The 11,395-nt window shown below is 62.3% G+C and carries 16 protein-coding genes; 7 read left to right on the top strand and 9 right to left on the bottom strand.

Annotated features, from left to right (window positions below):
* The 5 genes from IP85_RS19090 to IP85_RS19070 form a co-directional block, all read left to right on the top strand.
* Window positions 1-176: cold-shock protein (locus IP85_RS19090; protein ID WP_082347824.1), on the top strand; the 176-nt coding region annotated here is incomplete at its 5' end.
* A gap of 134 nt (window positions 177-310) precedes the next feature.
* Window positions 311-532 carry a hypothetical protein gene (locus tag IP85_RS19085; protein WP_054151255.1) on the top strand — a complete coding sequence of 74 codons (222 nt, stop codon included), beginning with the start codon at window positions 311-313 and terminating at the stop codon, window positions 530-532.
* Between the two features lie 27 nt (window positions 533-559).
* Complete coding sequence (locus tag IP85_RS19080; protein WP_054151254.1) at window positions 560-940, top strand: DUF6481 family protein; 381 nt, start codon at window positions 560-562, stop codon at window positions 938-940.
* Between the two features lie 193 nt (window positions 941-1,133).
* Complete coding sequence (locus tag IP85_RS19075; protein ID WP_156322991.1) at window positions 1,134-1,487, top strand: hypothetical protein; 354 nt, start codon at window positions 1,134-1,136, stop codon at window positions 1,485-1,487.
* 107 nt (window positions 1,488-1,594) lie between these two features.
* A complete protein-coding gene (locus tag IP85_RS19070; RefSeq protein WP_054151252.1) occupies window positions 1,595-2,713 on the top strand; it encodes an endonuclease/exonuclease/phosphatase family protein in 1,119 nt (372 codons plus the stop codon).
* Window positions 2,714-2,723: 10 nt separating this feature from the next.
* On the opposite strand, the gene IP85_RS19065 is transcribed toward IP85_RS19070, so the two are convergent.
* The 4 genes from IP85_RS19065 to IP85_RS19050 all read right to left on the bottom strand — a co-directional run bounded on the left by IP85_RS19065 (window position 2,724) and on the right by IP85_RS19050 (window position 5,620).
* Window positions 2,724-3,974 carry an aminopeptidase gene (locus IP85_RS19065; protein WP_054151251.1) on the bottom strand — a complete coding sequence of 417 codons (1,251 nt, stop codon included), beginning with the start codon at window positions 3,972-3,974 and terminating at the stop codon, window positions 2,724-2,726.
* Between the two features lie 72 nt (window positions 3,975-4,046).
* Complete coding sequence (gene ybaK, locus IP85_RS19060) at window positions 4,047-4,520, bottom strand: Cys-tRNA(Pro) deacylase (protein WP_054151250.1); 474 nt, start codon at window positions 4,518-4,520, stop codon at window positions 4,047-4,049.
* Window positions 4,521-4,524: 4 nt separating this feature from the next.
* Window positions 4,525-4,872: an ArsC family reductase gene (locus IP85_RS19055; RefSeq protein WP_054151249.1), complete on the bottom strand. Its 348-nt coding sequence runs from the start codon at window positions 4,870-4,872 to the stop codon at window positions 4,525-4,527.
* Window positions 4,873-5,005: 133 nt separating this feature from the next.
* A complete protein-coding gene (locus tag IP85_RS19050; protein ID WP_082347823.1) occupies window positions 5,006-5,620 on the bottom strand; it encodes a TetR/AcrR family transcriptional regulator in 615 nt (204 codons plus the stop codon).
* Between the two features lie 75 nt (window positions 5,621-5,695).
* On the opposite strand from IP85_RS19050, the gene IP85_RS19045 reads away from it, so the two are divergent.
* Complete coding sequence (locus tag IP85_RS19045; protein ID WP_054151247.1) at window positions 5,696-6,532, top strand: SDR family NAD(P)-dependent oxidoreductase; 837 nt, start codon at window positions 5,696-5,698, stop codon at window positions 6,530-6,532.
* Complete coding sequence (locus IP85_RS19040; RefSeq protein ID WP_054151246.1) at window positions 6,525-6,950, top strand: hypothetical protein; 426 nt, start codon at window positions 6,525-6,527, stop codon at window positions 6,948-6,950. The genes IP85_RS19045 and IP85_RS19040 overlap by 8 nt, the downstream gene beginning before the upstream one ends.
* A gap of 84 nt (window positions 6,951-7,034) precedes the next feature.
* Here the strand turns inward: IP85_RS19040 and guaA are convergent, their stop codons facing one another.
* The 5 genes from guaA to IP85_RS19015 all read right to left on the bottom strand — a co-directional run bounded on the left by guaA (window position 7,035) and on the right by IP85_RS19015 (window position 11,394).
* Window positions 7,035-8,597 carry a glutamine-hydrolyzing GMP synthase gene (guaA, locus tag IP85_RS19035; protein WP_054151245.1) on the bottom strand — a complete coding sequence of 521 codons (1,563 nt, stop codon included), beginning with the start codon at window positions 8,595-8,597 and terminating at the stop codon, window positions 7,035-7,037.
* Between the two features lie 76 nt (window positions 8,598-8,673).
* Entirely contained in the window at window positions 8,674-9,312 is a 639-nt protein-coding gene (locus IP85_RS19030) for a 5'-methylthioadenosine/S-adenosylhomocysteine nucleosidase (protein WP_054151244.1), read from the bottom strand.
* Window positions 9,309-9,758, bottom strand: coding sequence for a PaaI family thioesterase (locus IP85_RS19025; RefSeq protein ID WP_054151243.1), 450 nt, complete (start codon window positions 9,756-9,758; stop codon window positions 9,309-9,311). Before IP85_RS19025 ends, IP85_RS19030 begins: the two co-directional genes overlap by 4 nt.
* A 67-nt stretch (window positions 9,759-9,825) precedes the next feature.
* Window positions 9,826-10,287 carry a TspO/MBR family protein gene (locus tag IP85_RS19020; RefSeq protein ID WP_082347821.1) on the bottom strand — a complete coding sequence of 154 codons (462 nt, stop codon included), beginning with the start codon at window positions 10,285-10,287 and terminating at the stop codon, window positions 9,826-9,828.
* A 30-nt stretch (window positions 10,288-10,317) separates the two neighbouring features.
* The gene (locus tag IP85_RS19015; RefSeq protein ID WP_054151242.1) at window positions 10,318-11,394 is read right to left on the bottom strand and encodes a DUF1513 domain-containing protein; all 1,077 of its coding nucleotides are present in this window, start codon (window positions 11,392-11,394) and stop codon (window positions 10,318-10,320) included.
* Between the last annotated feature and the right edge of the window lies 1 nt (window position 11,395).

Here is an 11,395-nt window from a genome sequence, read left to right as displayed (position 1 = left end):
CCAAGGGCTTCGGCTTCATTCAGCCTGACAACGGCGGCCCGGACGCATTCGTTCACATCTCGGCAGTTGAACGCTCCGGCATGCGCGAAATCGTTGAAGGCCAGAAGCTGGCTTACGACATGGAGCGCGACAACAAGTCGGGCAAGATGTCGGCCTGCAACCTGCAGGCAGCCTGATAGATCCGGGATCCGCTTTCCTTTGACCACGGATGTACTGGCACTGTCGAAGGCAAGATCCCACGGAAGGTCAGGCAGATAGCCTGGCCTTTTTTTATTGCCCGACATGGGCAAGCCTCCTGAAAGGAGATGACATGACCGAGCAACTCACCAAGTCGCGCCAGACCGCCGAACTCGCCTTTGCGAAGACGCAGTCGCAGTTTCTGGCCCGCGGTCGCGCGATCGACGAGCAGGATGCGATTACCTCTGCCCGTGACGAGAAGACGCTGCGCCTGCGCGAAGCCCGTCTGACACGCGAACGCGAAGCGCGCGAAAGCGCAACGGCGGCCCTCGTCGCCAAGCGCGCCCGTACCTGACCCCAGTTCCAAGAGATCGGAGCCCCAATGAAATTTACGAGAGACCATGGCCTCGCCGAGCGCCGTACCACCGCAACTGACGCCAAGGCAGCGCTGCTTCAGGCTTACAAGGCCGCCCATGCCGCTGCCGATCCTGAGCGTGAAGCACGCATGGCAGAACGCGCGGCCCGTGCCGAAGAGCGCGTCAAGCGCCATGCCGAACGCGACCGCCTGAAGGCCGCGGAAAAGATCCGCGCCGAACAGGAAGCCCGCGAACGCGAAGAAGCCGCGATCGCTGCGGCAAATGCCGAGAAGGACGCCCGCGAACACGCGGAAGCATCGCGCATCAGCCGCGTTGTCGAAGACGAAGCCGCCCGCAAGGCCGAGCGCGACCGTCGCTACGCCGCCCGCAAGGCCCGCCAGGGCTAATTGCAGTCATAATCCCTCGTCGGGCTGCGAGACTGCGGCCCGCATCGGCGGACGTGAACACTCCGTCACCGCGATCGGTTGTGCGCAACCGATCAAGCTGATGTGATTATACTGGAAAACCATTCTTCCGATCTCCACATGTCCGGATGAAGCCGGATGTGCTCCCAAGCGTCCGGCGAAAAGGAGCATGATCATGATGAAGAAACTCGTCGTCGCCGCAGCCCTTGCTGCGGCTACTTTCGCCGCCCTTCCGGCCGGTGCCGCAACCTATGTCGAGGCCGGCGGCTGGACGCCCCGCGAAATCCTCTTCGGCAAGCAGTATAATGGCAATGTCACCGCGATCCGCGTCGATCGCGGCGGCTTCGACCGTCATACCTATCCGATGCAGGTCATCTACCCCACCGGCAACAGCATGCGGCTTGCCCAGGCGGCCGTGACGGAAGATCCGAGCTTGTCTGCAGCGCTCCAGGTCCGTGGCATTGCCGCGCAGAACGTCTTGTGGGTCGAGACCGCCCTTAACGGTGGCAAGATCGTCTATTATCGCTGAGTAAGATACGGCTGCGTGTCAGACGCGGGAAGTCTCTGACGTCTCGCGACATGCGCGCATCACAAATCTCTGATATGACTCCTTCCCAGTGAGCCTGGGAGGGAGTGATGCGCCTTGCCGTCTACAACGTCGAGAACCTGTTCGATCGCGCCAAGGCGATGAACCTGGAGACCTGGGAGGACGGGCGCCCCGTTCTTGAGAAATTCGCCGCATTGAACGCGCTGCTCGGCGAGGTCGCCTATACGCCGACTGACCGCAGCAAGATGGCGGATCTGATTGTCGATCTCGGAATGGAAAAGAGCGACACCGGTCCCTTCGTCATCCTGCGCCGCAATCGCGGCGGCCTGCTGAAGCGCCCCAAAACAGGCGGCATCGAGATCACCGCATCTGGCCGTGCAGATTGGGTCGGCTCTCTTGAACTGCGCGATGAACCCATCAACGAGCACGCCATGCGCAACACGGCACGCGTAATCCGCGACCTGAAGGCGGACGTGCTGGGCGTGGTCGAGGCTGAAAGCCGGCCCGTGCTCAAGGCCTTCAGCGACGAGATCCTCGCCTCGGTCGGGGGCAACCCGTTTCGCCATGTGATGCTGATCGATGGCAATGACGAGCGCGGGATCGATGTCGGCCTGATGTCCGGTCCGCTATTCCCGATCGGCCGGATGCGCAGCCATGTGGACGACCGGCTGCCCGATGGCAGCGACCGCATCATCTTCTCCCGCGACTGCCCTGAATTCGAGGTGACGACCGCAAGCGGCAATAGGCTGCTGGTGATGGTCAACCACTTCAAGAGCAAGGGTTTCGGCGGCAAGGTTGAGTCCGACCGCCGCCGCAAGGCCCAGGCGAGCCGTGTTGCCGAGATCGTCGAGGAGCGGCTTGCCGAGGGTTGGGAGCATATCGCTGTCATCGGCGACCTTAACGATACGCCCGACAGCGATCCCTTGAGCCCCCTGCTGAAGACTGCCGACCTGACCGATGCCTTCGATCATCCGAGCTTCGACAATGGCGGCTATGAGGGCACTTACGGCCTGTCCAATCCCAGCAACAAGATCGATTACCTGCTGCTCTCTCCCAAGCTCTTCGACAAGGTGGAAAAGGGCGGTGTGATCCGCACCGGCATGTGGCCGGGGTCACGGCCGAAGCGCTGGGAGACCTATGAGGAACTGAAGAGGCCGCAGGATGCGGCTTCCGATCATGCGGCTCTCTGGGTCGACCTCGACCTCTGAGGCGGAGGTCTTAAGCCCATTCGCCTTGACGCATCACAGGCACTTTCGAGCCGTCGGCGCGGATGCCATCGATATCCACTTTGTCAGAGCCGATCATCCAGTCGATGTGGATCAGCGAGGAGTTGCCGCCCTGCGCCTTGATCTGGTCCTGGCTGAGTGAGGCGCCATCCAGGAAGCACTTCGAATAGCACTGGCCGAGCGCGATATGGCAGGAGGCGTTTTCGTCGAACAGCGTATTGTAGAACAAGACGCCGGACGCCGAGATCGGCGAGGAATGCGGCACCAGTGCCACTTCGCCGAGGCGCCGCGCGCCATCGTCGGTGTCGAGGACCTTGTTGAGCACGGCCTCGCCCTTCGAGGCCTTGGCCTCGACGATCCGACCACCTTCGAAGCGCACCTGGATATTGTCGATCAGCGTGCCCTGATGGCTGAGCGGCTTGGTCGAGGAGACGTGTCCCTCCACCTTCAACGCATGCGGGGTGGTGAAGACCTCTTCAGTCGGAATGTTGGGATTGCAGGTCACGCCGTTCTTCGCCGTCGAGGCGCCGCCATGCCATTCATGGCCGTCTGCAAGGCCAACCGTCAGGTCTGTACCGGGGCCGGTAAAATGGAGCGCTGAGAAGCGCTCGCCGTTCAACCAGGTCGACCGCTTCTTGAGTTCCGCATTGTGCCCGGCCCAGGCCGCGATGGGATCGTCACGATCGACGCGGGAAGCGGCAAAGATCGCATCGGCAAGCTTGCGCACGGCCTCCTCGATCGGCATGTCAGGGAAAACGAGCTTCGCCCAGGAGGGGTTCGGATAAGAGCAGATGTTCCAGTTGATGTCGAAATTGGAGATATGCTCCAGCGCCGGCTTGTAGGCGATGGAGGTCGCCTTGTTGGCGCGGCCGACCTTGGCAGGGTCTTCCTGCGACAGCAGCAGCGGATTGTCGCCGGCAATGGCGAGGCGGGCAGCCCCGTTTTCATAGGCCTTCGCCATGCCGTCATAGAGCCAGTTCGGCGCACGGTCGAAACTCGCGTCGTGACCATGGCGATAACGCGCAAGCGTCGTCTCCTCATCCGAATAGAAGGTGGTGACCGTCGAAGCGCCTGCTTGGTAAGCATGCGCCGTGATCAGGCGGACAAGCGGCACGGCGACGAGCGGGGCCGTCAGCACCAGGTCCTGCCCCTTTTGCAGCTGCAACCCGACCTTGATCGCCACCTCGGCGAGTTTGTCGAGCTTGACTGGATCGATGGAGGCGGAGAGATCGGGGAGGGTCATGGGGTATTCCTGTTGTGGCTGTAACGCCAGACTTAAGGGGAAAGATGGCGAAGTCCAGACCATGGGCAAGTGTCAAGCCACCAGCGGCGCCGCAATTGCGCCCAGTGCGGCAAACGCATCCTGCGGCGAGAGCCGCACCTGCAACCCGCGCTGGCCGCCATTCATGTAGACGAGCGCTTCGTCCATGACTGATATCTCGATGGCGGTCGGCACCGGTTTCTTCTGACCGAAGGGGCTGATGCCGCCAACGACGAAGCCGGTGAGCTTCTCGGCATTGGCCGGCTTCATCATCGCTGCCGACTTGCCGCCGAAGGCACTCGCCAGCTTCTTCATCGACACTTCCCTGTCTGAGGGCACGACCACACAGACCGGCTTGCCGTCGAGTTCCGCCATCAGCGTTTTCAACACGCGCGACGGATGCTCGCCGATCGCTTCCGCCGCCTGCAGCCCGATGCGCTCGGCATTCGGGTCGTAGTCGTAGGTCGCCGTGGTATAGGCCACCCCGGCCTTGTCGAGAAACTGCGTGGCGCGGGTGGTTTTCGCCATGGGATCAGGCTTTGAAGGTCTGCTGATAGATTTCGGGCTTGAAGCCGACGACAAGCGCGCCATCCACGTCGAGCACCGGCCGCTTGATCATCGACGGCTGCTCCAGCATCAACGCCTTGGCCTTTGCGGCATTGAGCCCTTCCTTCTTGTCGTCGTCGAGCTTCTTGAAGGTCGTACCGGCCTTGTTGAGCAGCACCTCCCAGCCGACCCTGCCGATCCAGCTGTCGAGGGTCGACGCATCCACGCCCTTGGCCTTGTAGTCGTGGAAGTCATGCGCCACGCCTTGGGTCTCGAGCCAGGTGCGCGCCTTCTTCATCGTGTCGCAGTTCTTGATGCCGTAGATGGTAGTCATGAAGGGGGCTCCCTGCTCGCGGTCTGTTCGGCAGGGATAGCAAACTCACGAGCGGATGCAAGAACAGGAGCGGTTGCTCGACACCTTTTGAAAGGTGGCCAAGCAAGAGTGTTGCCAGGCTTTGGCGCAGGGATTACGGCCTGCCAAAAGGCCAGGCCGTTTCCAAGAGGCCCGGCAGGATCTCGCTGGCAAACCTGTCGGCATCTGCTCCGCCAAACAGGTATTTGGCCTTGCCGTCGACAGCGAGGTTCGCCATGCCATGCATGGAGGACCAGACGACGAACAGCTCACCCATGGCATCCGCGCCTGCGGGCGCGCCCCGGGCGATGGCAGTCGCAAGCCCGGTCAGCGCCTGCCGGCTGGCCTCGCTGTAGCGCGGGTCGTCGCGATCGACGAGATCGGGTCGGAACATTAGGCGGAAGCGCCCGGTATGGGTGATGGCAAAACGCACATAGGCCTGCGCCAGGTCTCGAAGATCACGCCTGGCATCATCACTGGCCACGACCGCGTTCAGATACTCGCCGAGACTGCCATAGCCGAGCAGGGCCACTTCGGTAAGCAGGCCCTTGGCGCTGCCGAAGTGATGCGCCGGCGCGCCGATCGAGACGCCGGCACGGCGCGCGGCTTCGCGCAGCGAAAACCCCTCGATGCCATGCTCGCGAATGATCGTATCGGCGGCGTCGATCATCGCCGATTTCAAATTGCCGTGATGGTAGCCTGACTTGGCGCTGTTTGGGGACTCTGCCATCTATACACTGTTCAGATTTCCAGTTACACCTTCATTCTATCAGTGATCAAATGACCCATCAACAGGAGACTCTGCATGTCAAAGACCTGGCTTATCACCGGCGCCAATCGCGGCCTGGGTCGCGTTTTCGCCACCGCCGCCCTGAAGCGTGGAGACAAGGTTGCCGCAACCAGCCGCAGCCTTGCAGGCCTCGATGATCTCGTTGTCGACTACGGCGATCGCATCGTGCCGCTGCAGCTCGACGTCACGGATCGATCCGCCTGCGTCTCGGTCGTGGCAACCGCCGCAGAGCGGCTCGGTCGGCTTGATGTTGTCGTCAACAATGCCGGCTATGGCCTGTTCGGTATGGTCGAGGAAGTGTCTGAAAAGCAGATGCGCGATCAGATGGAGGTCAATTACTTCGGCCTGTTCAACATGACACAGACGGTCCTGCCGCTACTGCGTGATCAGGGCTTCGGGCATATCGTCCAGATCTCGACCGTCGGCGGGGTCATGACTTTCCCCGGGCTTGGCGCCTATCACGCCTCGAAATGGGCGGTCGAGGGACTGACCGATGCGCTGGCCCAGGAAGTCGCTGGCTTCGGCATCAAGGTATCCCTGGTCGAGCCCGGCCCCTACATGACCGATTGGGCCGGCAACTCCGCAAGCCATGCACAACCGATCCCCGCTTATGACGGCCTGCGCACCGCCATGCAGGCGCGCCAGGCGCAGATGCCGCCCGCCGTCTACGGCGAACCGGAGGCTGCCGGTTCGGCCATCCTCAAGCTCGTCGATGCTGACAACCCGCCGCTGCGCCTCTTCCTCGGCGTGCTGCCGACGATGATGGTGCCGGACGCCTACAAGGCGCGCCTTGCGACCTGGGAAGAATGGAAGGACGTCTCGGTTGCCGCGACGAAGGTGTCCCATGACTGAGCGGCAGGTTGACGCATCGATCAAGACACCATCCCGGATTGTCGGCTGGGCCCTGACGGCGCTGGTGGCTCTCGTTATGATCCTCGGCGGCGTCGCGCATCTGGCGAGCCCGGAAGCCTTCGCCCCGCTGGTTCCACCGTGGCTGCCAGCCTATCCGGTTCTGGTCGCGGCGGCTGTGGTGCAGATCCTGATTGGCGCAGCCGCGCTTTGGCCACGGACAAGAGCCCTGGCTGGGCTTGCTTTTGCTGCCCTGTGCCTCGGCTATCTTCCACTGCATCTCTGGGATTATATCCGCACCGATCCCGTTTTTGCACCACCGATCGCAGCCACCATCCGTGTGGTTGTGCAACTGCTGTTCATCTGGGCGGGCGTCACTCTCTGGCGCCGAGGTCGATCATCGACGGGCAGCATGCTCTGATCCGGCTCTTGAAAGCGAAAACGGCGGAACAGTGTTCCGCCGTTTGATTGTCTGGCATATCAGTCGTTGGGGCAGGTCAGGCCCTCACTCCCACTCGATGGTCCCTGGCGGCTTCGACGTCACGTCATAGACCACCCGGTTGATGCCACGGACCTCGTTGATGATGCGGGTTGCCGCCCGTCCCAGGAATTCCATGTCGTAGTGGTAGAAGTCGGCGGTCATGCCGTCGACCGAGGTGACCGCACGCAGGGCGCAGACGAACTCGTAGGTGCGGCCATCGCCCATGACCCCGACGGTCTGGACCGGTAGGAGGACTGCAAAGGCCTGCCAGATGGCGTCGTAGAGGCCGGCCTTGCGGATCTCGTCGAGATAGATCGCGTCGGCTTCGCGCAGGATGTCGAGCTTTTCGCGGGTGACACCGCCCGGGCAGCGGATGGCAAGGCCCGGACCCGGGAAGGGGTGGCGGCCGATGAAGCTATCGGGCAGGCCGAGCTCCTTGCCAAGCACGCGCACTTCGTCCTTGAAGAGTTCGCGCAAGGGTTCGACGAGCTGCATCTTCATGCGCTCGGGCAGGCCGCCGACATTGTGGTGGCTCTTGATCGTCACCGAAGGGCCGCCGGTGAAGGAGACGCTTTCGATGACGTCGGGATAGAGCGTGCCCTGGCCGAGGAAATCCGCGCCGCCGAGCTTCTTGGCTTCTTCCTCGAAGGTCTCGATGAACAGGCGGCCGATAATCTTGCGCTTGGTTTCCGGGTCACTCACACCTTCCAGCTCGCCGACGAACTTGTCGACGGCATCCACATGGATGAGGTGCAGGTTGTAGTGTTCCTTGAACATGGCAACGACATCGGCTGCCTCGTTCTTGCGCATCAGACCGTGGTCAACGAGGATGCAGGTGAGCTGGTCGCCGACGGCCTCGTGGATCAGGAGCGCTGCAACCGACGAGTCGACGCCACCGGAGAGCGCGCAGATGACGCGCTTGTCCCCGACCTGAGCCCGGATCTGCTCGACCGCCTTCTGGCGATAGGCATGCATGGTCCAGTCGCCCTTGATGCCGGCGATGTTCTGCACGAAGTTCTGGATGAGCTTCGCGCCATCGGGCGTGTGAACGACCTCAGGATGGAACTGCACGGCGTAGTACTTGCGGGCCTCGTCGGCGATGAAGGCAAACGGTGCATTGGCGGAGGTGGCGAGCACCTTGAAGCCCGGCGGGATCGCGGTCACGCGGTCGCCATGGGACATCCAGACCTGGTGGCGGGAACCGACCGACCAGAGGCCGCCGAACAGGTCGCAATCCTGTTCTACCTCGAGGAAGGCGCGGCCGAATTCGCGGTGATGACCGCCTTCGACCTTGCCGCCGAGCTGGGCGCACATGGTCTGCTGGCCATAGCAGATGCCGAAGATCGGAAGACCGCTGTCGAACAGCACCTGCGGCGCCCGGGGACTTCCCTCATCGAGCGTGGAAGCAGGGCTTCCCGACAGGATGATCGCCTTGGGCTTCAACCGGTGGAAGCCTTCTTCGGCGGACTGGAAGGGGACGATTTCGCAATAGACGCCGGATTCACGAACGCGGCGGGCGATCAGCTGCGTTACCTGGCTGCCGAAATCGACGATGAGAACACTGTCGGGATGTGCTGTCTGGGTCATGGCGAGCCTTTAAAGAAAACGGGCCCATCTTTCAATGGCAGAATGCCCAGAGAATCTCGATTTTTTGTGCGCCTGCTCAGAACCAGAAGACGCCGTCTTCCAGCGCCGTCTGCAAGCCGTCGACGGCAAGTGCGAGTTTCTTGTCGATGACATGCAGATATTGCGTCCAGTCGTCGATGTGATTGACGTCATGGCGGCCATCCGAGATGCCGCGCAGCCCGATCAGCGGAATGTTGAAGCTCTGGCAGGCGCGAAGGATAGCAAAGGTCTCCATGTCGACCATCTGGGCGTCGATCGACTGGTAGGCAGCACCCGAAACGACATTCGCACCGGTCGAAAGCGTTGCCGCCGGGATGCCGGGAATGCGCAGCGGCAGTTCGACGGAAACGGGGAGATCGAGAAACGGTGTCTTGCCCTTCTCGAAACCGAAGGCAGAGGCATCCATGTCGCGATAGGAGACGGCCGAGACCTGGTAGATCTCCGCCTGTTCGAGCGTGGCGGAACCGGCCGAGCCGAGAGAGACGACGAGATCCGGCAGATCGTCGTGGCTCGACAGCCGGGAAAGCTCCTTCGTCAGCACCACGGCGGCTTCCACTGGTCCGACGCCGGTCATCAGCGGCGAGATGCGGGTGCGCAGGAAGACGCCGTATTCGGCATCCGCCGCCATGACGAAGAGCACGGTCTTGCCGGCGATCGACTTCATTTCGTAGGTCATCCGGAAATCCCCTCGCGTCCGCGGATCACCATCATCGTGCTGGTCATCGAGGCGATCAGCTTGGCGGGACCATCTGTCAGCGCATAACCGCGACCGTCGGCAACAATGATGTTGGAGCCGGGCTTGGTGATTTCGCCGCGAAACAGGAAGCGCTCGCCGCGACCAGGCGACATCAGGTTTACCTTGAATTCGATGGTGAGGAGGGAGACTTCGGGCGTGGTCACCGTATAGGCCGCATAGCTGCAGGCGGTGTCGAGGGCGGCGGAGATCACGCCGGCATGCAGGAAACCGTGCTGCTGGGTGAGCTTGCGGTCATATTCAAGCTCGATCTCGACGACGCCGGGGCTGACGCGCGAGAGTTCCGCCCCGAGCGTTTCCATCGCCCCCTGGCGCGCGAAGCTCTGCCGAATGCGTGTTTCGACCGTTTCCTGATCGTAGTCCACCATGCCCTGTCCCCTTTGGCGGCGAAATTGGCACGGTCGTTCCAGGCAGGCAAGCCGGCGAGCGGCAAATTCAGTTCAACCAGGCGAGGCTGAGATTGAGAATGCCGGCGAACGTGACCCAGGCGAGATAGGGCACGAAGAGCAGTGTCGAGATCCGGTCGATCGGCTTGGCTTTCACCATGAAGGCGATGATCGTCACCAGCATGCCCAGAATGACGGCGAGCGCCAGCTCGGGGTTCTGCAGACCGAAGAAGGCCGGCGACCACATCAGGTTGAAAGCCATCTGCGCGAACCAGAGCTGCATGGCAGCCGATTTCGGTGCGCGCTGCCAGATCCGGGCGCCAGCCACGCCGATCAACACGTAGAGCGTCGTCCAGACCGGGCCGAAGAGCCAGGCGGGCGGGTTGAAGAACGGTTTTTCCAGCGACTGAAACCAGTCGCCGGGCGGATTGGTAAGGCCAGCGAGAAGGCCCGCGCCGACGACGAAACCGATGAAGAGGATGTAGCTCAGGATCTTGGACATGGAGGTCATCTAGTGTTCCACGGCTAGTTCTGCCAGCCTTCAGAGGCGGATGATATGCTGGTCCCAGGCAATCTCGGTGTTTCGGTCGAGGAAATCGCCACGATAGGAGGAGACGGCAAAGCTCTTTGGCGAGGGGGCAATGCCCGCTGCATCCGGCAACGTCGTCTCGGACAGCAGGCGACCGTCCTTGCCATCGAGCACCGCCCAGAGCCCGTTTTTCGGCGAGGCGATGCCGACGAGACCCTGAGCCCGGTTGACGGCGATGGCACCGACATAATTGCCGAGCCGGTCGGTCGTTTCGTCGGGAAGCTGGACATAGGAGACGGGAACGCCCTTGGCAAAATACCCCACCAACGGCGGTCGATCCGTGCGCGGCCCCTCATACTGACAGGCGAACCAGATGCGACCGTCGGCGGCCACGTCGAGATGCCGCGTGGAGAGCTGCTTGAGTTCGGGCGGAAGCGTGTGCTTCTCGATCAGCGCCCCGGTCCGGGCATCGGCCAGAACGAGTGACGGCTCCATATGGTCGAGATTGAGCTTGGTGCGACCGAAATCCGGATGTGTCTCGATCCCGCCATTGGCGATGACCAGGATACCATCGGCCGTGACGGTGATGTCATGTGTGCCGATGCCATGGGCCGGGACCTCGCCCACGCGCTCGAAGCCGGAGATGCAATCATAGATCCCGATCACGCCGGCATTGGCGTCGAAGTCGTTTTCGCTGGCATAGAAGTGCCGACCATCAGGCGAAAAGGCGCCGTGTCCGAAGAAGTGCCGTCCGTTCGCCGCCGCGATGATCCGTGGCTCCACGGATTTCTTGGCGTCGAAGATGACGGCAAAGGTCCCTGGTCTACGGGCAAAGGCGACCGAAAGCCCGTTCGCGGCGCTGTGGCAGAGCCCGTGGACACGGCCGGGCAATGCGATTTCGTCGATCAGGCTGCCCTGTTCGCTGACAAGGCCGATGGCAAAGGAGCCATCCGCGCGCTTCAGCCCACTGGCATAGACGGCATCCGTGCGTTCGAGCGCAAAGGCTGCGCGTGGTGCCAGGCCCGCAACGAAGGCAAGACCCGCAGAACGCAGGAAGGCACGACGATCGATGAGCGGCGTTGCGATCATC

This window comes from Rhizobium sp. AAP116, assembly GCF_001295785.1.
GTDB lineage: Bacteria > Pseudomonadota > Alphaproteobacteria > Rhizobiales > Rhizobiaceae > Allorhizobium.
This window is presented reverse-complemented; position numbering and strand designations above follow the sequence as displayed.

Coding starts and splice junctions, on each gene's coding strand:
- IP85_RS19085 (WP_054151255.1), top strand. CDS start 311: ATGACCGAGCAACTCACCAAGTCGCGCCAGACCGCCGAACTCGCCTTT.
- IP85_RS19080 (WP_054151254.1), top strand. CDS start 560: ATGAAATTTACGAGAGACCATGGCCTCGCCGAGCGCCGTACCACCGCA.
- IP85_RS19075 (WP_156322991.1), top strand. CDS start 1,134: ATGATGAAGAAACTCGTCGTCGCCGCAGCCCTTGCTGCGGCTACTTTC.
- IP85_RS19070 (WP_054151252.1), top strand. CDS start 1,595: ATGCGCCTTGCCGTCTACAACGTCGAGAACCTGTTCGATCGCGCCAAG.
- IP85_RS19065 (WP_054151251.1), bottom strand. CDS start 3,974: ATGACCCTCCCCGATCTCTCCGCCTCCATCGATCCAGTCAAGCTCGAC.
- ybaK (WP_054151250.1), bottom strand. CDS start 4,520: ATGGCGAAAACCACCCGCGCCACGCAGTTTCTCGACAAGGCCGGGGTG.
- IP85_RS19055 (WP_054151249.1), bottom strand. CDS start 4,872: ATGACTACCATCTACGGCATCAAGAACTGCGACACGATGAAGAAGGCG.
- IP85_RS19050 (WP_082347823.1), bottom strand. CDS start 5,620: ATGGCAGAGTCCCCAAACAGCGCCAAGTCAGGCTACCATCACGGCAAT.
- IP85_RS19045 (WP_054151247.1), top strand. CDS start 5,696: ATGTCAAAGACCTGGCTTATCACCGGCGCCAATCGCGGCCTGGGTCGC.
- IP85_RS19040 (WP_054151246.1), top strand. CDS start 6,525: ATGACTGAGCGGCAGGTTGACGCATCGATCAAGACACCATCCCGGATT.
- guaA (WP_054151245.1), bottom strand. CDS start 8,597: ATGACCCAGACAGCACATCCCGACAGTGTTCTCATCGTCGATTTCGGC.
- IP85_RS19030 (WP_054151244.1), bottom strand. CDS start 9,312: ATGACCTACGAAATGAAGTCGATCGCCGGCAAGACCGTGCTCTTCGTC.
- IP85_RS19025 (WP_054151243.1), bottom strand. CDS start 9,758: ATGGTGGACTACGATCAGGAAACGGTCGAAACACGCATTCGGCAGAGC.
- IP85_RS19020 (WP_082347821.1), bottom strand. CDS start 10,287: ATGACCTCCATGTCCAAGATCCTGAGCTACATCCTCTTCATCGGTTTC.
- IP85_RS19015 (WP_054151242.1), bottom strand. CDS start 11,394: ATGATCGCAACGCCGCTCATCGATCGTCGTGCCTTCCTGCGTTCTGCG.